Source organism: Streptococcaceae bacterium ESL0729, assembly GCA_029391995.1.
Lineage (GTDB): Bacteria > Bacillota > Bacilli > Lactobacillales > Streptococcaceae > Floricoccus.
This window is the reverse complement of sequence record CP113924.1, coordinates 194,359-214,721: the sequence shown is the minus strand read 5'-3', so window position 1 is coordinate 214,721 and position 20,363 is coordinate 194,359. Positions and strand designations below refer to the sequence as shown.

Annotated in this window: 18 protein-coding genes and 1 tRNA gene; 2 read left to right on the top strand and 17 right to left on the bottom strand. The window is 38.7% G+C overall.

Features of this window, described 5'->3' with window-relative positions; all coding sequences use genetic code 11:
* Window positions 1–22 precede the first annotated feature (22 nt).
* From pflA to OZX68_01125, 3 genes are all read right to left on the bottom strand, one after another.
* Window positions 23–814, bottom strand: coding sequence for a pyruvate formate-lyase-activating protein (gene pflA / locus OZX68_01135; protein WEV60879.1), 792 nt, complete (start codon window positions 812–814; stop codon window positions 23–25).
* 93 nt (window positions 815–907) lie between these two features.
* Window positions 908–2,260 carry a hemolysin family protein gene (locus tag OZX68_01130; GenBank protein WEV60878.1) on the bottom strand — a complete coding sequence of 451 codons (1,353 nt, stop codon included), beginning with the start codon at window positions 2,258–2,260 and terminating at the stop codon, window positions 908–910.
* Window positions 2,261–2,323: 63 nt separating this feature from the next.
* The gene (locus OZX68_01125; protein WEV60877.1) at window positions 2,324–3,424 is read right to left on the bottom strand and encodes an AI-2E family transporter; all 1,101 of its coding nucleotides are present in this window, start codon (window positions 3,422–3,424) and stop codon (window positions 2,324–2,326) included.
* A gap of 76 nt (window positions 3,425–3,500) precedes the next feature.
* Here OZX68_01125 and OZX68_01120 point away from each other — a divergent pair, with 76 nt between their 5' ends.
* The gene (locus OZX68_01120; GenBank protein ID WEV60876.1) at window positions 3,501–3,935 is read left to right on the top strand and encodes a GNAT family N-acetyltransferase; all 435 of its coding nucleotides are present in this window, start codon (window positions 3,501–3,503) and stop codon (window positions 3,933–3,935) included.
* Between the two features lie 19 nt (window positions 3,936–3,954).
* On the opposite strand, the gene OZX68_01115 is transcribed toward OZX68_01120, so the two are convergent.
* The 11 genes from OZX68_01115 to OZX68_01065 form a co-directional block, all read right to left on the bottom strand.
* Window positions 3,955–4,503: a GNAT family N-acetyltransferase gene (locus OZX68_01115; protein ID WEV60875.1), complete on the bottom strand. Its 549-nt coding sequence runs from the start codon at window positions 4,501–4,503 to the stop codon at window positions 3,955–3,957.
* A gap of 86 nt (window positions 4,504–4,589) precedes the next feature.
* A tRNA-Arg gene (locus OZX68_01110) sits at window positions 4,590–4,663 on the bottom strand.
* A 105-nt stretch (window positions 4,664–4,768) separates the two neighbouring features.
* Window positions 4,769–5,890 (bottom strand): LCP family protein, encoded by a 1,122-nt coding sequence (locus tag OZX68_01105; protein ID WEV60874.1) that lies wholly within the window; start codon window positions 5,888–5,890, stop codon window positions 4,769–4,771.
* Between the two features lie 140 nt (window positions 5,891–6,030).
* The gene (tsaE, locus tag OZX68_01100; GenBank protein WEV60873.1) at window positions 6,031–6,471 is read right to left on the bottom strand and encodes a tRNA (adenosine(37)-N6)-threonylcarbamoyltransferase complex ATPase subunit type 1 TsaE; all 441 of its coding nucleotides are present in this window, start codon (window positions 6,469–6,471) and stop codon (window positions 6,031–6,033) included.
* A gap of 87 nt (window positions 6,472–6,558) precedes the next feature.
* Complete coding sequence (gene typA / locus OZX68_01095) at window positions 6,559–8,394, bottom strand: translational GTPase TypA (GenBank protein WEV60872.1); 1,836 nt, start codon at window positions 8,392–8,394, stop codon at window positions 6,559–6,561.
* A 175-nt stretch (window positions 8,395–8,569) separates the two neighbouring features.
* Window positions 8,570–9,583 (bottom strand): NAD(P)/FAD-dependent oxidoreductase, encoded by a 1,014-nt coding sequence (locus OZX68_01090; protein ID WEV60871.1) that lies wholly within the window; start codon window positions 9,581–9,583, stop codon window positions 8,570–8,572.
* Between the two features lie 11 nt (window positions 9,584–9,594).
* Window positions 9,595–10,629 (bottom strand): ABC transporter substrate-binding protein, encoded by a 1,035-nt coding sequence (locus OZX68_01085; protein WEV60870.1) that lies wholly within the window; start codon window positions 10,627–10,629, stop codon window positions 9,595–9,597.
* A gap of 76 nt (window positions 10,630–10,705) precedes the next feature.
* Entirely contained in the window at window positions 10,706–11,467 is a 762-nt protein-coding gene (locus OZX68_01080; GenBank protein ID WEV60869.1) for an ABC transporter ATP-binding protein, read from the bottom strand.
* A gap of 3 nt (window positions 11,468–11,470) precedes the next feature.
* The gene (locus tag OZX68_01075; protein ID WEV60868.1) at window positions 11,471–12,538 is read right to left on the bottom strand and encodes an iron ABC transporter permease; all 1,068 of its coding nucleotides are present in this window, start codon (window positions 12,536–12,538) and stop codon (window positions 11,471–11,473) included.
* A 249-nt stretch (window positions 12,539–12,787) separates the two neighbouring features.
* Complete coding sequence (locus OZX68_01070) at window positions 12,788–15,457, bottom strand: cation-translocating P-type ATPase (GenBank protein WEV60867.1); 2,670 nt, start codon at window positions 15,455–15,457, stop codon at window positions 12,788–12,790.
* Between the two features lie 224 nt (window positions 15,458–15,681).
* Window positions 15,682–16,389, bottom strand: coding sequence for a GntR family transcriptional regulator (locus tag OZX68_01065; GenBank protein WEV60866.1), 708 nt, complete (start codon window positions 16,387–16,389; stop codon window positions 15,682–15,684).
* A gap of 222 nt (window positions 16,390–16,611) precedes the next feature.
* Here OZX68_01065 and OZX68_01060 point away from each other — a divergent pair, with 222 nt between their 5' ends.
* Window positions 16,612–17,535: an LCP family protein gene (locus OZX68_01060; protein WEV60865.1), complete on the top strand. Its 924-nt coding sequence runs from the start codon at window positions 16,612–16,614 to the stop codon at window positions 17,533–17,535.
* A gap of 22 nt (window positions 17,536–17,557) precedes the next feature.
* Here OZX68_01060 and OZX68_01055 read toward each other — a convergent pair whose 3' ends face one another.
* Genes OZX68_01055 through OZX68_01045 form a run of 3 tightly spaced genes read right to left on the bottom strand, consistent with a single transcriptional unit; the run spans window position 17,558 to window position 20,360 of the window.
* The gene (locus OZX68_01055) at window positions 17,558–18,469 is read right to left on the bottom strand and encodes a phosphodiester glycosidase family protein (GenBank protein WEV60864.1); all 912 of its coding nucleotides are present in this window, start codon (window positions 18,467–18,469) and stop codon (window positions 17,558–17,560) included.
* Window positions 18,470–18,505: 36 nt separating this feature from the next.
* Window positions 18,506–19,414, bottom strand: coding sequence for a glycosyltransferase family 2 protein (locus OZX68_01050; GenBank protein WEV60863.1), 909 nt, complete (start codon window positions 19,412–19,414; stop codon window positions 18,506–18,508).
* 52 nt (window positions 19,415–19,466) lie between these two features.
* Window positions 19,467–20,360, bottom strand: coding sequence for a glycosyltransferase family 2 protein (locus OZX68_01045; GenBank protein ID WEV60862.1), 894 nt, complete (start codon window positions 20,358–20,360; stop codon window positions 19,467–19,469).
* Window positions 20,361–20,363: the final 3 nt, after the last annotated feature.

Here is a 20,363-nt window from a genome sequence, read left to right as displayed (position 1 = left end):
GGATAATATTTTATTGGGGTAATTACCTGCTTTGGACACGGGCCAAGTAGTCTGTATAAGATTCAGTTCTCATAATATCCTTAGCGTGCTTAACCCGGTCTGCTGTCGGTGGTTTAACTCCAGCCAAGGGATAATCCCAGCCAAGCTCCTGCCATTTAATCTCTCCCATGGTGTGGTAGGGAAGAATCTCAAACTTGTCCACATTATCTAGGGTTTCGACAAACTTACCAAGCTCAATCAAATCTTCATCAAAGTCAGACTCCCCTGGTACCAATACATGGCGAATCCAGGCAGGAACTCCGTAATCAGATAGGTATCTGGCAAAGTCTAAAATATTATCATTCTTATGGCCAGTTAAAATTTTATGACGCTCAGGATTTATTTCTTTTAGGTCAAGAAGAACCAAGTCAGTCACATCCAAAAGGCCATCAAGGACTTCTAAAAATTCAGCTTTTCTTGTAAAGAGCTGGGCTGAAGTATCAAGGGTTGTGTGAATACCTAGTTTTTTAGCTTCGGTAAAAAGAGCAGTCACAAACTCAGCTTGGAGCATGGCCTCTCCACCACTTACAGTAATTCCGCCACGACGGCCCCAGAAGGATTTAAACTTCAAAGCTTCCTTTAAGACATCCTCGACTGTTCGCTCACGGGCCTTGGCATTTTGCATGGCCAAGGTGTCTGGATTGTGACAGTACTTACAACGCATCTTACAGCCCTGCATAAAGATAATAAAACGCACACCTGGTCCATCAACGCTTCCAAAGCTTTCGGTCGAATGAACAAGCCCCTTGACCCCTAATAAGTCCCTATCCTTCATTTTACACGTCTCCATCATATTTATTTATGCCTTAAGAATACCCGATTTTGACCATATTTACAAACATCCAATGGGAAACATGAAAAAAAGAGGTTATTCCTCCTCTTTTTCTCCTTCTTGATCAGCTTGTGCTTCATGAAATTCTAATTGTAAAATATCAACACGGGGACCGTCCATCTCAAGGTTTGTCAGAGTAAACGACTTGTCTCTTGAAAGTAAATTAAGGTTCATATGCTCGTCCTGACCTGGAATGGTTCCAATCTCTGTGATAAAGAAACCTGCAATGGTGTCAACATCATTATTTTCAAGTTCAACTTGGAACTCCTCATTAAAGTCACCCAGCGGCATTCTACCTTTTACCTTGTAGATGTTGTCAGATACTTTTTCAACCTCTGGTGTCTCAGAAGTGTCATTTTCATCTTCAATCTCACCAACAATCTCTTCAAGTAAGTCTTCCAGGGTAACAATCCCTTCAACTCCACCATATTCATTCAGCAAAATAGCCATCTGATTTTGAGTTCGTTTCAGCTCCCTCATCAGGTCGTCAACATAGATTGTTTCTGGAACAAAAAGAGGCTCCTGCATGATATTTGAGATATCCACCTTATCAAAGCCCTTAGCGTAAGCTTCTTTTAAAAGCGTTTTGGTATGGAGAATTCCTACAATCTTGTCCTTGTCATCGTTATAGACCGGAAAGCGTGAGTAGACAGAATCAATAATATACTGGATATTTTCTGCTGGAGTATCCTCAATGTCAATCATTGAAGCCTCAGTCCTTGGTACCATAACCTCGCGTGCCATCAACTCATCAAGGGAGAAAATACCCGCAAGCATCTCCCGCTCATCTGAGTTAAGGGCAATGGCACTTGTATTAAGAAGATATTCAATCTCATCCCGTGTCATGTTGTCATCGGCATCATCAAACTTCATGGGTGTAATCTTACCCAAAAGAGTTGTTGAGCTGGCTAGAAGCCAAACAAAAGGTTTCATTATAATCCCAAGGATTTGAATAGGCTTAACTACAACAATAGCCAAGTTTTCCTTGAGATTTTGTCCCACCCTTTTAGGATAAAGTTCCCCAAATACGATTGAGAAATAAGTCAAAAGAGCTAGCGTAATAACCTGAGCAATGGCCTTGGCCCCTGAAACATTTCCTAAATACGGCACAAGCTTAGCCGCTAAACCTTCAGCAAGACTCGCCCCAGTCAGGATATTAATCAAGGTGATACCTACCTGAATTGTAGATAAAAAGTTACTTGGAAAGTTAATGATGCTTAAAAGGTTTTTATACTTTTTATCACCTTCAGCCGCCCTTTGTTCAACTCTTGAGCGGTTCACACTAACCAAAGCCATCTCACTGGCTGCAAAAAAAGCATTTAAGATTGTTAGGACAATCAACAAAACTAATTGAATTATAAGTGACTGACCCTCGGGATCTGCGTTCATATTTCTTCTATTTCTCCTATTTTTCTAATTTTTTAAAGGTAGTATGATTATATCATACTTTAACTATTTAGGGCTAATTTGCTTAGCTATTTTTCTATTTTCATAGCTTGTAAAAGCAAATTTTATTAAATCCTTAATTAAAGAATAAGCTGGTACTGCTACTATCATCCCCAAAAGCCCATATAAATTGCCGACAACCAGCATCAAAAGCATAATAGTAACTGGATGAATCTTCATGGCATTACCTACCACCCTTGGATAGATAAAATTACCATCAATTTGCTGGACAATCATGACATAGATTGCTGCAATCAAGGCCTTCTTCCAGTCATCAACTGCTACAACAAGAATCATGGGCATGATTCCAAGGTAGGGCCCAAGATAAGGAATCAAGTTCATTATGGCTGAGAAAGTTGCCAGTAAAAAGGCGTAAGGTATACCCATAAATAGATAACCCGCAAAGACTGCCACAAAAATAATCGAGCAATCAATAGCTGAACCTAATATATAGCGGGACATGGTATTATTTAGGGTTTCTAGGAGGGAAGCCACCCCGTACTTATCATTTTTAAGGACATTTTTCTTCAAGCTAGGAAGTAGCTTCTTTCCGTCCTTGAGCATGTAAAATAAAAGAATTGGTGCAAGGATTAAAATCATACCAATTTTGGTAACTGTCGAAAACATTCCGCCCAAGCTAAAACTAATGCCATTTAAGATATTTTTCAAAATCTCAGAATAAGATAGATTTAACTTTTCAAAGGTGCCATTTAAGTCAATATTTTTAAACTCATCCCTTAGGGCTAAGTCAGAAATCCACTTTTGGATGTCTGGAATGGCACTGGCTGTCGAATTTACTAAGCCTCCCAGCTGATTAATAATGGTCGGTACAAAACTTACAACTAAGAAGACAATAATTCCGATTAGAAGGATGAAAACAATCATAATTCCCAAGGAACGTTTAAGTTTAAAGTTTGCTTCCAAAAATTCAATCAAGGGATTGAAGGAATAGTATAAAAATCCTGCAATCAAAAAGGGGATAAAGACTGTTCCAAAAAGACTAACCAGAGGATGAAAAAGAAAATCCATCTGAGTTAGGACCAAAGTAAGTAGGGCAAGAGCCAATATTTCAACTGTCCAAAAGAATAATTTGCTATTTTTAAACATAGATCTCCTTCATATATTTGCTGATGAAACTTCTTTATATTATAATTTATTTAAGAAATTTTTAGAAGGATTATATATGGAAATAAAATTAACAAGAGACACCTTATCACAAACCTACCTGGATGCCCTAAGGATTCGCACTAAAGTTTTTGTTGAGGAACAAGGTGTACCTTATTCAATGGAGGTCGATGCTGAAGAACCCTTATGTATTCACTTTGTCTTATATAATGATGACAAGGAAGCTGTAGCCACAGCAAGACTACTTCCCCTAAATAAAAAGGAATTTGTCCTCCAAAGGATGGCGGTTTTAAAGGATTTCAGAGGACAGGGCTATGCTAAAACCTTGGTTAATGACCTTCTAGCCTTTTCTAGGGCAGAAAAATTTGAAAAAATTAGCCTTCATGCCCAACTAACAGCTAAAGGCTTCTACCAAGGCTTTGGTTTTAAGGAATTTGGTCAAATTTTTGAAGAAGCTGGCATTGACCACGTAAATATGGCCATGGAAATATAAAAAGTTAATGGATAATCCATTAACTTTTTATTTGGGCTAAATTTTCAAACCAAGAAGCCTTATCCAAGCGGCTAAAATCTAAATCCACAGTTTTATTTAAAAACTGAGAAAAAACATCTTTGACTGTTTTTTCATAAATAAATCCTGTTTTTTCCTGTACCCTCTTTGAATTCAAATTATGGGCATAGGTCTGACACCATATGGTCTGGGCTAGATTATTGGTAAAAGCATATCTATTCAGCTCCTCAACTGCTTCAGGTATCAAACCTTGACCCCAAAAAGGCCTACCCAACCAGTAACCAAGTTCCAAATCCTCTGCACCTAAATCTTCATTGACCTTAAGGGCAATGGCTCCTATGACTTGAGACGAATCTTCCTTCAAGGTTAAGGCATAGCTCAAATCAGTCATTAGAATATTTTCCAGGCACCATTTACTGTCAGCAAGACTTTCATGCCTTGGCCATCCAGCCATAGAACCAATCTCTGGACTCTGTGCATACTTGTATAGGCCCTCTACATCCTCAAGAGACCAGGGTCTAAGAAGCAAGTGATCTGTCATTAATTTCATAAATAATCTCCTTTAGAGAATATTACCAAAACAGATCTTATATATCAAAAAAGAACCCATCCTAGGACGGGTTCCAATATAAAGAGCGTTTCAAGAGGGATTCGAACCCCCGACCGTTCGCTTAGAAGGCGAATGCTCTATCCAGCTGAGCTATTGAAACAAGTCACACAAGCCCCTATTACAGTAAGTTATAGGTCGTGTAAACGCTAATTATATTTTAACAAATTTTCACAACTTGTCAATTGCTTTTTAAGATTTAGAGGAATCAATTTGAGCTTGAGCTTTCAGCTTCCTCAGAAGCAGAGCTTGCTACTGTCTCACTTGATTCAGTCCCGTCTAAGTTCAAATAGTAAGAAACTGGTGTCTTACCCTTTTGACCAATGGTTAAAAGGGGACGCTCATAAAGGCTAGGATAGGTACCATAGTATGATTCGAAGGTCACAATACCTGAATCAAGCTTGTCACTTGTTTCTTCATCAAGGGAACGCTTAACCGCATTTTGGGCACTAAGTAAATTATCTGCTGGCATCACCTGATAAGAAATTTCATTAATCATTTCACCAACACCCTGAAGCTTAATGGTATTAATATTTTCTAGGGAATCCTTATATTTTAAGAGATGAGAGACTGATCCTGCGTCAATCTTAATATTTGTTTTAATATTACCACTCAAGGCCTTAAGAATCTTCTGGTAGTTGGAGATACTATCCATACTTAGAAGCTTTTTAATAACCTGGCTGATAACCTCACGCTGCCTAGTTTGACGGCCAATGTCGCCTTCTGGGTCCTGGTGGCGCATCCGTGCATAAACCAGGGCTTGGTCTCCGTTAATGTGCTGAACTCCTGGCTCAACTGTCGCCTTATAATCAGGCTCTGTTTCCTCAATCGAGATTGTCTCACCCAAGGTATTGTTGACGGTAATACCACCTACAGCATCGACAAGAGTTGCCAGACCCTCCATATTGATCAGAGCATAAGAGTCGATATCAGTATTCAAAAGTTTTTGAACGTTAGCGATACTCATTTTGGCCCCATCAATGGCATAGGCATCATTAAGTTTATGAAGCTCGTTGGTTGAATTCCCATCTGTATCAACAAGGTCAATCAGCATGTCTCGCTCAAGGCTTATTAGGGTTGTCTCCTTGGTTTTAGGGTTAACCGTTGCAACCATCATTGAGTCGCTTCGACCGTCCCAAGGGTCCTCACGGCCCTCTCCTCCAGTATCAATACCCATTAAAAGGATACTAAAAGGTTTTGAGGCATCAAATTGGACACCTGTGCTTTCAAGTCCTAAGTCGTCGTAAGTTGAGGACATAATATCCTCTGCCTTATGTACTACCGTATAGGCATACACACCTGCGGCTATTAAAGTGACAGCTAGGCCCATAAAAATTGCACCTACTATCTTCCTTCCGTATTTCACTATCAATCTCCCTATTTTTTCTTATATACGGCTGATTATCTCATTCTTTAAAGAGTTAATCAACATAGTTTAGGCATTTGTAATATAAAAGTTAAGAATTTACCTTACAATTCACCATCTACCAGATCTTCAAATCGTTCATATTTTTTACCGTGACTGACAAGTTTAATCTCTCTTGCCTCGTCTAGCCTTTCAAAAATAATTTCCAAGTACTCATCTGGTAAATCCTCTTCAAGTAAGTTTCCCCACTCGATAATACTTACACCGTCTCCAAATAAATAAGAATCAAGGTCAATTGAGTCTGGATCATCACCGATACGGTAAACATCCATGTGATAAAGGGGAAGACGTCCAGCATACTCACGGACAATTGTATAAGTTGGACTTTTTATCATTTGTTTAATCCCAAGTCCGCGGCCTAGGCCCTTAGTAAATGTGGTCTTTCCGGCACCCAAATCACCTGTTAAAATGATAACGTCACCAGCTTGTAATTTATGAGCTAGGCCTTCTGCAAAGGCTAGCATTGCTTCTTCATTTAATTTCATAATTTTATTTTACCAAAAAAGCCTGAAAATTTCAGGCCCTCTCAGATGCAGTAGCATCTATTATGTCAAAAGTTATAGTCTAAACTATTAGCTTTTTTTCTTTTTGTTAGCTTTCTCACGCTCAGCCTTGTTAAGGATTTGCTTACGAAGGCGGATTGACTCAGGTGTTACTTCCATGTATTCATCGTCGTTAAGGAATTCAAGTGATTCCTCAAGAGTAAGAATGCGTGGAGTTTTGATAACTGAAGTTTGGTCCTTGTTAGCAGAACGCACGTTTGTCATTTGTTTAGCTTTTGTGATGTTTACTGTAAGGTCGTTGTCACGGCTGTTTTCACCGATGATCATTCCTTCGTAAACTTCAGTTCCTGGGTTAACAAAGATTGTTCCGCGTTCCTCAACTGACATGATTGAGTAAGTTGTAGCCTTACCAGTATCGATTGATACTAGGGCACCACGGTTACGTCCACCAATTTCACCTTGGATAAGTGGCATGTATTGGTCGAATGTGTGGTTCATGATTCCGTATCCACGAGTCATTGATAGGAAGTCTGTTGAGTATCCGATAAGTCCACGAGCTGGAACTAGGAAGATCAGACGGACTTGTCCGTTACCAACGTTTTGCATGTCAAGCATCTCACCCTTACGCTCAGAAAGGCTTTGGATGATGCTTCCTTGGTATTCTTCAGGAGTATCGATTTGAACACGTTCAAATGGTTCGCATTTAACGCCGTCGATTTCTTTTACGATAACCTCTGGACGAGATACTTGAAGTTCGTATCCTTCACGACGCATGTTTTCAATAAGGATTGAAAGGTGGAGTTCACCACGTCCTGATACAGTCCAGCGGTCTGGTGAATCAGTTGGGTCAACGCGAAGTGAAACGTCTGTTTGAAGCTCAGACTCAAGACGTTCTTCAACCTTACGAGAAGTTACAAATTTACCTTCGCGTCCAGCGAATGGTGAGTTGTTAACTAGGAAGGTCATTTGAAGAGTTGGCTCATCGATGTGAAGGATTGGAAGAGCTTCAACAGCGTCAGTTGGAGTTACAGTTTCCCCAACGAAGATGTCAGCCATACCAGATACAGCAATCAAATCTCCAGCTTTTGCTTCTTGGATTTCACGACGTTCAAGACCGAAGAAACCAAATAGTTTAGTTACACGGAAGTTTTGTGTAGTTCCGTCAAGCTTAGAAAGGGTTACATTGTCCCCAACCTTGATTGTTCCGCGGAAGACACGTCCAATCCCGATACGACCTACGTAGTCGTTGTAGTCAAGTAGTGATACTTGGAATTGAAGGGGCTCATCAGAGTTGTCAACTGGTGCTGGAATGTGTTCGATGATTGTATCAAAGATTGGCGCCATTGTTTCTTCCTGATCAGCTACATCATCAGATAGGCTTGATGTTCCGTTAAGGGCTGCAGCGTAGATTACTGGGAAGTCAAGTTGGTCGTCGTCTGCACCTAGCTCGATGAATAGTTCAAGAACTTCGTCAACTACTTCAGCAGGACGTGCTGATGGTTTGTCGATCTTGTTAACTACAACGATTGGAGTTAGTTTTTGATCAAGTGCTTTCTTAAGTACGAAACGAGTTTGTGGCATTGTTCCTTCATAGGCATCAACTACAAGAACAACCCCGTCAACCATTTTCATGATACGTTCAACTTCTCCACCGAAGTCCGCGTGACCTGGTGTATCAAGGATGTTGATACGAGTACCGTTATATGATACGGCAGTATTTTTAGCAAGGATTGTAATCCCGCGTTCTTTTTCAATGGCATTTGAGTCCATGGCACGCTCTTGAAGCGTAAAGTGGTCATCAAGTGTGTCTGACTGTTTTAAAAGCTCATCAACCAGGGTAGTTTTTCCGTGGTCAACGTGGGCAATAATCGCAACGTTGCGGATATCTTCACGTAATTTTGTCAATTTAATTCTTCCTTATATTTTACTTAGACCTAAAAAAGGCTCTCGGGTTCAAGTATAACAAAATTTTGGCTAAATGTAAAAGCATTCTGATTCTATATATTTAAAATAAAAGTAATCTATAAAATTAATTAACATGCTTTAACAAACAAAAAAGACACCGATTGGTACCTTTTAATCAAGAAAAATATTTGGCAATCTTTTCTTGGTTTTTTGCCTTAAAGAGCTCATTATGAGTTGAGACGGTAATTTGTGGTTTAGCACTAGCGTCAAGATAGCGGGCTACTTTAGATGCTGCATTGGTCCCCTCTAACATGCAAGAGGCTAGCATGTAATTTTTATCAGGGTAATTCCCCAAATCACCTACAACAAATAAACCTTCAACACTTGTACTTGTATCTGCCTCATTCTTGATAAACTCATGACCATGGTGGTCAACAGTCTCAAGCTCGAAGTTCGCAAAGTCAATGGTGTTTGCCTCACGTTTCATGCCAATATTTACTAAGACATTTGAAACAGGGAAGCTTTGTCCATCTGATAGACTAACTGAAGTTATTAGGCCAGCTTCATCTGAAAAACTAGCGATTTCCGCATTTTTTACAAGGGTCACATTTGCTGAAAAGTCCACATCTTTAGGGAACTCTTCTTTTTTACTAACCAAGATGAGCGATTTTGCAAGCTGACCAAGTAAATTAGCATAGTTAATTAAATACTCAGGGTCCCCGTAAAGAAGCACAGTTTTATCCTGATAGTCCCTGAAATTAAGCACCTCTTCTACCGGATAAGATAGGTTTTCATAGTCAGCTGGAATAGCTAATTTTTTTGCCCTAATAATCCCTAGGGAAGAAGCCAAGATAACAGTTTTTGCCTTATATTCCTGACCGTCTTGACTAGTCAGGCTAAAGCCTGTTGCTTCTTTTTTAATCCTTTTAACCTGCTGGTTATAGCTAATATCTGGCTCAAACTCTTGATTTGCTGCAAGTAAGTTATTAGCGATATCACTAGCAAGTTTGCCCTGGCTACCGCCTAAATCCCACACAAGCTTGTCCTGGTATGCTGTCATTCGTCCACCTAAAGAGTCTCGTGCTTCAAGCATTTTTGCACGTATCCCCCGCATACCACAGGCAAAGCTACTGTAAAGGCCTGCTGGGCCACCTCCTACGATTACAAGATCATAAACTTCATTTGTCATCCTACTACCTCTTATTTAGCAAGTTCAGGGTATAAAACCTTGGCAAAGTCTTCAAATCCTGCAAGAGATTGGTAGCTGTAGCCAAATAGGTAGTTGTAGTTTAGGATGTAGACTTTTTTATTCTTGATCGCTTTTAGGCTTGATACCTTATCACTAGTGTAAAGTCCTGCGACCATCTTTTCAGCATTGTCGGTATCATCCCACTTAGGAATAATGATAACATCTGGGTTGGCTTCGATGATTTTCTCGATACTTACAGTACCTGTCGGCACATCGTAAGCTTCCTTAAGTTTCAACATATCAAACAGGCTGGTAGCAAAAGTATCACCCTTTAGTGAGTAGCCATTAATCTCTGCTGGGTCATTAGAGTGAATGTAGGCAAATGTTTGAGTTTCCTTAACATCTTTAACAGTGTTCTTAAGGGCATCTTCACGGTCTTCAATCTCTTTTTTAAACTTATCTGCACTGGCTTCGACATCAAAAATTTTACCAAGATTATCAATATCCTTGTAGATTGAGTCAAATGTTCCACCATTGATAGATGTTTCCATGATATAAGTAGGAATCTTCATCTCATTTAGGGATTCAACTGTACCAACTCCCCATTCAGATTTTTCAAAGAGACCACCACGACCAAAGACAAAGTCAGGGTCAACTGATAGGGCAACCTCCTGTGGAATATAGCTGTTACCAAGATTTTTAAGCTTGTCAAATGAAGCTTCAACGCTTTCATCTTTCTCACCAAAAACGGCTCCAACACCTGCAATTGACTTTTCAAGTCCCAGGTGAAGTAAAAGTTCAGCCATAGGACGAGTATTGGCCACTACCTTTTTAGGAGCATGGGTAAATGTTTGGGTACTTTCAGGCCAAGTTGGATCTGATGAGTCACTACCTACACTCTTACTGTAGTTTTTAATGGTCAAAGGATAAGTTGTCTTATCTGAATCACTAGCTTGTGCTGTTGATTTTTCTGTACTTTTCCCGCCGCAAGCTGCAAGGCTTAGAACTGATACCCCAAGAAGGGCTGTCATCAATATTTTTTTCATAATTTCTTCCTATATTCCAAACCTATCTTGTCAGATAGATTATTCTTTACTATAAGTTACCCGCCTTCCACTATTCTTAGATGGAATAATGAAAGCCCAGTTTATGGGTGATTGGATTTTCATATATCTGGCACTTAACCTGATATATTTCTTCGATTAACTCTTCAGTTAATACCTCCTCAGGGGTTCCTTGGGCAATAATTTCGCCTTTTTTCATGGCGTATATGTAATCACAGTATGAAGCCGTAAGTTCCAAATCATGGAGGGCGACAAATGTTGTGATGTTAAGATTCTTTACTGCAGTTAAAATTTCAAGCTGATACCTGATGTCTAAATGATTGGTAGGCTCATCAAGTATCATCACCTGGGGTTCCTGAGCTATCGTCCTTGCAAGTATTACCCTTTGTTTTTCCCCACCAGATAGAGACAGATAACTCCTGTCCTTATAATTCATCAAATTAGTCCTCAAAAGTGCTTCCTGAACCCTTTGATGGTCATAAATATTATCTGCTTCCATCATTTTTTTGTGAGGTGTTCGGCCTAGTAAAACCATCTGTTCGACCGTTAGGTCAAAATTTAGTTCATTAAACTGACCAACCACGCCCAAATGCTTGGCTACCTTCTTATTTGGTGAATTTAAAACATCAATATCATCCAGGTAGATGGCCCCATCTTTTGGAGCAATGCTTCGGTAAATACTTCTTAATAAGGTTGATTTACCAGAACCGTTAGCTCCGATGAGTCCAACTGTTTTCTTATCAGGTACTTCCAAGGAAACATTACGGACAATCGAATTCTTTCCGATTTCTATATCAAGTTTTTGAATCGATAATTTCATTTTTTACCCCCCAAAACTATAACCTTTTTTAACGATAATATAGATGAATAATGGTGCACCAATCATGGCTGTGATAATTCCGATCGGAAGCTCAACACCTTTAATCAAAATCCGAGAAATCAAATCAGCCCAAACCATAAAAAGGGCACCGCAAACGGCTGTAATTGCTAGTATTACCTTGTGGTCACTTCCAAAGAGACCACGCACAATATGCGGTACAATCAGCCCAACAAAGCCAATCATTCCAGAATTTGCAACGATAAGCCCTGTTACAAGAGAGGTTAAAACCATATAGATTCTACGGTATTTGCCAAGGGATATACCCAGGGTAATTGCTGCCTCATCTCCCAAAAGCATGACATTTAAAATCCTTGATTGGGTTAAAAAAAAGATAAAAACAAGGAGGACAGGAATGACTACCATTCCAAGCTTAGACCAGGTTGCTGAAGCAAGGCTTCCCATGAGCCAAAACTGGATGGTCTTAATCCCTTCAGAATTACCCGCCATGTAAACGATTAAATTTGAAATCGAACCAAAAAGGCTACTTATTACAGAACCTGATAGGATTAGCTTGACGCTGGTCATTCGACCACCAATATTTGACAAGAGCAAAACGGACAAGGTGGCAATCATGGCCCCCAAGAAGGCACCAAAACCAAGCCCAAATTGTGATAAGATGGAACTTGAACCAAAACCAATCAATATGGCAAAGGTTGCACCCAAGGATGATCCAGATGAAATCCCTAAGATATAAGGATCTGCTAAGGGATTTTGGACAACAGCCTGCATAACTGCCCCGCAAAGGGCCAGACCTAGACCGACAAAAATTGCCAGTAAAATCCTTGGCATCCTAATAAACCAAATAATATTAGCCGACGAAGCAGGTAAATCTGCTATGTCACCAATTGCTCCCTGGCTCATCTTATTGACTAAAATTCGACCAACATCCCAAAATGAGATATCAGCTTGACCGTTACTGACCGATATTATAACTGATATGGCAATTATTATAAGAAATAAGGCCACCCAGGCAATTACCGGTATCTTTCGCTTCATATTGGCGATAATCATTTCCCCCTGACAGATTAAAAATCAACTTTTATCCAGCATAAGTTGCAAGAGACAAATTAATTGACTTTTAATTTTTTTAACTTTTGTTATTTATATAACCATTTCAGTATAAGTTACTTTTCAATAAATGTAAATATGTTTTTACATTTTGAGTAAAAAGTTTTTGTCTCAGACCAAACTTTTCCGATAAATGGCCGCTTAAAATAAACAAAAAACCTTCAATCCAAGTCGAATTGAAGGTTTTTATTATTACTTGTTATCAAGTCCCATTGCCCTTTGAATAAATTTGACAATTTCAACGATGACAACCATTGATAAGCTACCGATTAGAACGACCAACCATTGGTATCCGTCCAGGTGACTTACGTGGAAGATATCATTAAATCCTGGAATAACGATTGTTGCTGCCAGAAGGATAAATGATACAAGGATTGACCAGTTGAAAGTTTTTGACCTAAAAGGTCCAACTGTAAAGATTGATTGATAAACTGACTTAACGTTAAAGGCATGAACCAATTGGATTAGACCCAAGGTTGCAAAGGCCATGGTTAGGGCATCAGCGTGGATGGCTACCTCATCACCAAGGTGGACCGGATGACTGATACCAAACCAGTAAACACCAAGAGTTAGAGCAGCCTGTAAGAGACCTTGGTAGATAATTGATGATAAAACACCATTAGAGAAGAGGCTTGATTTACGCCCTCTTGGCTTATGGTCCATAACACCAGGCTCAGTAGGCTCAACACCTAGAGCAATCGCTGGGAAGGTATCAGTTACTAGGTTAATCCAAAGCAGGTGAACTGGTTGTAAAACATCCCAACCAAATAGGGTAGCTAGGAAAATAGCTAACACCTCAGCTGTATTAGCTGAAAGAAGGTACTGAACGGTTTTTTGAATGTTAGAAAAGACCTTACGTCCTTCTTCAACAGCCACGATAATGGTTGCAAAATTATCATCAGCAAGAACCATGTCTGAAGCTCCCTTAGAAACCTCAGTCCCTGTAATCCCCATACCAATACCGATATCTGCTGTTTTAAGGGCTGGTGCATCGTTAACCCCGTCACCAGTCATGGCAACAACCTTGCCTTCATTTTGCCAAGCCTTAACGATTCTTACCTTATGTTCAGGTGACACCCTAGCATATACTGAATACTGACCTACAACCTTTTGGAATTCTTCATCGGTCATCTCATTTAATTCAGCTCCAGTTAACACATGATCTTCAGTATCTCCTGCGTCAATAATTCCCAAACGTTTAGCAATAGCTTCAGCTGTATCCTGATGGTCACCTGTGATCATGATTGGACGAATACCAGCTTTCTTAGCAACCTTAACAGCTTCTGCTGCTTCCTTACGTTCAGGGTCAATCATTCCCACAAGTCCTGCAAAGATTAAATCTTTTTCAACTATGTCTGACTCAAGTTCAGGAATTTGATCAACTTCCTTGTAGGCCATCATAAGAACACGAAGGGCCTGTTTGGCAAGTTTAGTATTAAGATCTAAAATATTTTTTCGATCACTATCTGTTAGAGGAGTAACCTGACCATTTTCAAGCTTTCCAGTAATGCGTTTTAGGAGTTGATCTGGTGCTCCCTTGACTGCAACTAGATACTTACCATTAGTTTCCTTGTGGATGGTAGTCATAAGTTTACGGTCACTATCAAATGGAATTTCTGCCACCCGTTTTTCAATTTTTAGGGCTTCACGAACATCATAGTTATTATCAAGACCATACTGAATAAGGGCTGTCTCAGTTGGGTCACCAAGTAATTTACCATCTTGGCTAATCTTAGTATCGTTAGCAAAGTTCATAACCTTTAAGGTCATATCATCTGCTGTAATTTCATCTGACGCGTCTCTTAGTTGTCCATTAGTGTAAACTTTTTCAACAGTCATTTGATTAAGGGTTAGGGTACCAGTCTTATCACTTGCGATAATCTCAGTTGAACCCAAGGTTTCAACTGCTGGAAGCTTGCGGACAATGGCATTTTTCTTAGTAAGAACTTGAGTTCCAAGAGCTAGGACAATGGTTACAATGGCCGGAAGTCCTTCTGGAATTGCCGCAACCGCAAGGGCCACTGACGTCATAAGTTCATCAAGAGGTGCATGTCCTTGAAGGAAAACCCCCACACAGAAGGTAACAGCTGCAATTACAAGAATAGCATAGGTTAAAACCTTAGACAGACGGTTCAAGTTTTCTTTAAGCGGAGTTTCAGTCTCGTCAGCATTTTCAAGCATGCTTGCAATACGTCCAACCTCAGTGTACATTCCTGTAGCAACAACCACACCGACCCCGCGACCATAGGTCACATTAGCATTTTGGTAGGCCATGTTAACTCGGTCACCAAGCCCTGCATCGTCACCTAAAAGAATGTCTTCGTCCTTATCAACGGGTACTGACTCCCCTGTTAAGGCAGCTTCTTCAATCTTCATACTTGCTGTATCAAGTAAGCGAATATCAGCTGGCACAACATCTCCTGCCTCAAGAAGCACAATGTCACCTGGAACAAGTAAATCTGATTCGATGTCCTCTACATGACCATTACGGCGAACACGTGCATTAGGCGTACTCATTGATTTTAAGGCATCAATTGCAGCCTCAGCCTTATTTTCCTGAAAAACTCCGAAGGCTGCATTAATAATTACAACAGCCATGATAATAATAGCATCAGTAATGTCTTCTCCGCCACTTGTCACAACAGACAAGATGGCTGCGATAATCAAAACGATTATCATTAAATCTTTAAATTGATTTAAAAATTTTGTTAAAAGAGATTCTTTTTTTCCTGTATCAAGCTCATTTTTTCCGTAGAGTTCAAGACGGCGATTAACTTCCTCAGTAGTCAATCCTTTGCTTGATGAGTCTAACTCCTTTAGGACTTCATCTCCTGTTTGCGTAAAAAACTTTTTCTCTGACATAATTTTCCTTTCTTTCACAGGTAAGTAAAAAAGAGAGACCTGTGGCTCAGCCACAAGTCTCACTTTTTAAGGTAATACCGGATTACTCGAATTGTCGATATTACCACGTCTGCACGTTAGTTACTCCCTTGTTGTAAATAAGTCTATCAAAAGAAAATAAATCAGTCAAATAATAAACACGCCCACAATCACTGATAAACCATGTGGTTGTCTATTACTCAGAGCTAAATTCTTTTAATATCCTTTTCATCTATAACATTAGCTATAAACTCCGAACTCACCTTAAGGTAATCATCAATTATACGCTCAAGCCCCTTTTCATCACCATCAAGCATGAGAGCATAAATTTTTTCATGATTTTTAATGACCTCAAGGGTTCGCTCGCTACATTTGGTTGTAATTTCATAAAAATACAACTGATAAACCTCAAGGGTCTCAAGAATATTTTGAATCCTAAATATTTTAGCCCTTTCAAAAATAAAGGCATTGAAATCTCTGAAATTATCCCTAATCCCTGCAAAATCATCAAGTTCATACAGGTCATAAGACTTTTGTACCAGCTGGTGAAGCTTAGAAAAATCTTCTTTAGACATTCGCCGACTGGCCTCAATCACTGCAAAAGTTTCAAAGGACCTTCTAATAGTAAAGATTTCATAAACATCTTTTCTCGTTATCCCAAGCACTATGGCACCATTTTTATTTCCTAGGCCGTAAGCTATAAGCTTTTCAGCCTCAAGCTGCTTGAGGGCCTGTCTGATTGGAGTCCGTGATATGTTGGAATGAATAGAGATTTGCTTTTCATTTATTCTTGTCCCTGCAGGAATTTTTCCAGTAATTATCATCTTATAAAAGGCATCATAGACGATTTCATGCAATGACTTATCTAATTTTAAGTCCAAATATGATAAGAATAGTTCAGTCACTTGATTCATTTTTTATCCCCAGTGTTAAAATATAGGCTACATCACCCCAATATTTTAATTATAAACTAAAATTTTTAAAAATAAAACACCTTTAGAACATTTATCTCCAGGTACAAATTATTATTAAAGGGAGTCAAAACTACTTGTTGATTAAAAAAAGTTAAATCATATACATAATCTTTCCTTAAATTGTGATAAAATTAGGGGAATTTAATTTTAGATGGAGATCTTATGTTTAACAAACAAAATCATTATTCAAACAAGTACAGACGAAGAAGCTATCCTAAAAAACATACAGGTTTAAAGGTTTTCTTTAGTCTTCTTTTACTGATTCTTATTTTCCTTGGGGCTGCCTCTTTCATTATCTACCGCAATATTGACGCCGTTTTTGCAAATTCCTACAAGGACTTCCCCCAAACCACCAAGGCTGACTTTAAAAATTCAGATGCCTTCACGACCCTAATTATCGAAAGTGGACACAATAATTCTACTGATATTGCCTATGCGGCTGTTCTAGCTTCAACAAATGCTAAAACCAAGCAAACTACCTTTATGAATTTTCCAGTTTTTGCCATCATGCCCAATCAAAAGACAATAACTGAGGCCTATAACACAGGTGGCGATACTGGTGTCATCCAGATGGTATCTGACCTTGTTAAGCTCCCAATTAATAAGGTAGTACAAATTGACGTCAACAATATGGGGACTGTTGTCCAAGCAACTGGCGGAATTACCATGGAAAATCCCAAGGCCTTCAATGCCAATGGATATAAATTCCAACAAGGTACTGTAAGCCTTCAGACGGCTGAACAAGTTCAAGCCTATCTAACCCAAGTTGACGATGCTGACTTTGATTCATCAGTCAAAAGAATTCAAAATGTTTCCATGGAACTCTATGGTAATATCCAAAAAATTGCCCGCAGTAAAAAGCTACAAAATATTAATTACTACCGCAATATCCTAGATGCCCTTTCAACCATCATCAAATCAGACATTAGCCTTAATGATGCCAAAGAAATTGCCCTCAACTACAACAAGGGAATAATTAACACAAGTAAATTAAATCTACATACAGTAACTGAAAATGACACCAAAATTGTAACCCAAGAGGAACTTGATTCAGTTAAAAATATGTTTGTCCAATCAATGAAATAAAAAAGAACCCGCGGGTTCTTTTTTATTTCATAACTATGTAGTCGGGAACAGGCCTACTATCTTGGCTAGCAACAATAACTTGACCATTAACCGATAGCTGACTTGAGCCTCCCCCGTCAAGAAGCAGCATATTTTCTAGCCCAAGATTAGATACAGCATTCATGATGTTTCCGTATCCAGCATTGGTATCACTTAAGATGGCATAGAGATTATTTTTTTTATCATTTGCGATAAAGGTGTGAATCTTCCAATCAACTGAACCATCACTTGGTTGGACAAGTCCATCACGGATAACAGCTGAGCCAAAGTCATAGGACTGCTGGCCACCGTTTGCAATAATCTCACTTGCTGGTGTCCTTGAGTCATAGATCTTACATGACCCATCCTTATTTATAACAAAGGCATACTGCAAGCTATCTGTAGACCGCCAGTCCCTGATTAACTCTCCATTATTAATTTGAAAACCTGCAATAACACCTGTCTCCATATTAAAACCCGAAGCATTCATGATTAAAGAATTTGGATACTTGGCTACAAGCTCGTCCATGGTCACCCTTTGATCACTTAGATTTGTAACTGTCTTTAAAACCTCAGGATTATTGATTCGGTAAATTGTAATATTATTAACCGATAAATCAGTAAATTTATCTAATTTTTCGCTTGATGGAACCTTAACCCAACCAGCTTCACCTGTATCTTCTGTGACCTCCATGCTGCCTGTAGCAGCTGGTGCCTTCTCCTCAGGAACATAACCATTTTCTTCTGAAGTTTTAGTAGGCTGATTACTACTAAGACTGGTTGTAGCCTCTTCCCTTTGAGGTAAGAAGAGGTCTCTTAAGGCGTAAGCCCCACCACCTATAAGTAATAAAATTATCAAAAGCACGAGGATAAAAATCCAAGAACCTCGCCTTTTCCTTCTATTGTGTCTTTCCAAGCCAACCTCCAAAATTTACTTTTCTATTAGAAACAATTAAGGACGGTACTTTTCACTTATCCCCATGTTTCCTCTTATAGCGTCAACAGTACTAGTAAATACAACCTTGGCTGAATCCTTGTCACCACGTCTTAATTTACCAAAAATAATCTTTGAATAGTTTTTTAGGTTAACTAAAGAAAAGACCATCTTATTCTCTGCATGGGCCCAACCTGTTACCAGACTGTTCCTATAACCATAGTAATTTTTCCAGTTTAATTTAGTTGGTCCAGCCGAAGCAGGAGCAGGTTTAGCAGTCTTATGATTAATAAAAGCTAAAGGATTATACAAAATTTTTGCTTCTTTTCTAATTCTTAGGCTATATTCTGTATCATCCATCCAGATGAAAAAGTCTTCCCTTGGTAGGCCAATCTTTTCAACAACATCCCTATTTACAACTAGACCACAGAAACTTGCTAAATCAATATCTGCCTTAGTCTCAGGGGCTACTGGCTCAGAAAGAAGGATATTGGGGTTGGTGACATTTCTTCTTTGCTCCATTTGAACTTCCCCATCTGGGAACTGAACCTTACCACAAAGGCCACCATATTTGCTATATTCATCTTCATTTGAGAAAAGATTTGCAAAATAATTTAAATCATAGATGGCATCATCATCTGATAGTGACAACCAATCAAATTCTAAATTATCAAGGGCATACTTAACCCCAGCACTAAATCCACCGGCTCCCCCGATGTTTTCATCTAATTTTTTGTAGATTACATTTCCGCCGAGTAGGCCATTTTTTTCTAGCTCTTCAAAGGTTCCATCAGTTGAATTATTATCAATAATGATAATATTTGACGGCTTTAGTGTTTGATTTTTCATTGCTTCAACTGCTTCAATAAGTAGTTCCTTCCTATTGAAGGTTACTATGATTGAAGCTATTTTTGGATCATTTTTCATTTATTCCCCTTAATAATTATTTATAAAAATTTAACTTGCTCATCTTAAGCTTCTATTTTTTAATACTCTTCTTTAATCTTCCCACAATTTTAACCAAATAATTGCTCTTATCTACTAAATATAAGGGGAAAATTAATGATTTTGAATAGTACTTGCGGCATAAGTAAGCCCTTGAATCATAAGATATTTTTAAGGCCCTAAAATCACCCTTTAGGTCCTTGGAACTGTGCCTATGGTTATGGAGGTAAAATTCATCTAACAGAATTAATTCCTTATAACCCAAGCTTTTAGCTTTAATTCCCAGAATATTTTCCTCATTGTACAAGAAGGTTCCCTCATCCAGGTAGTCAATTTCCTTTAAGAAATCTGCTTTAGCTATAAAATAGCAACCTGCAACACAATCAACCTCAGCTATTGTTCCATCTACAATATTAAAGGACTGAGCAATCCTGCTATAAGGCATTCTAATCGAGTGATTTAAAACAAGCTCCTTGGCCGTAGGAATCCTCCAACCTGCCTCACTGGCATTAAAATGTTTGGAATTGTTAATTGGTGAAGCCCCTGCTATCACATACTTATCATCAATATTTAAAGCTTCAATTGTTTTATAGATAAGGTTTGCATCTGGAATAATAACATCAGGGTTTAGTATTCCGACATATTTAGAATTAAATTCCTTCAAGGCAAATTTTATTCCGATATTATTACCTGCACTATAGCCCTTATTTTCATCAGCAAATAGCAGGCTAACATTTTTAACATCTTTAAATTTATTTGTTAAAATTTCCCGGGAATTATTGGGTGAAGCATTGTCAACAACAATAATATTAAAGTTTTCAGAAAAACTCAGTAGTTGCTCCACACATTTAATGGTGTCATCAAATGAATTATAATTCAAAACAACTAAAGATAGTTCGTCAAAATATTTTGGCTTTTCTAAAGGCACTCT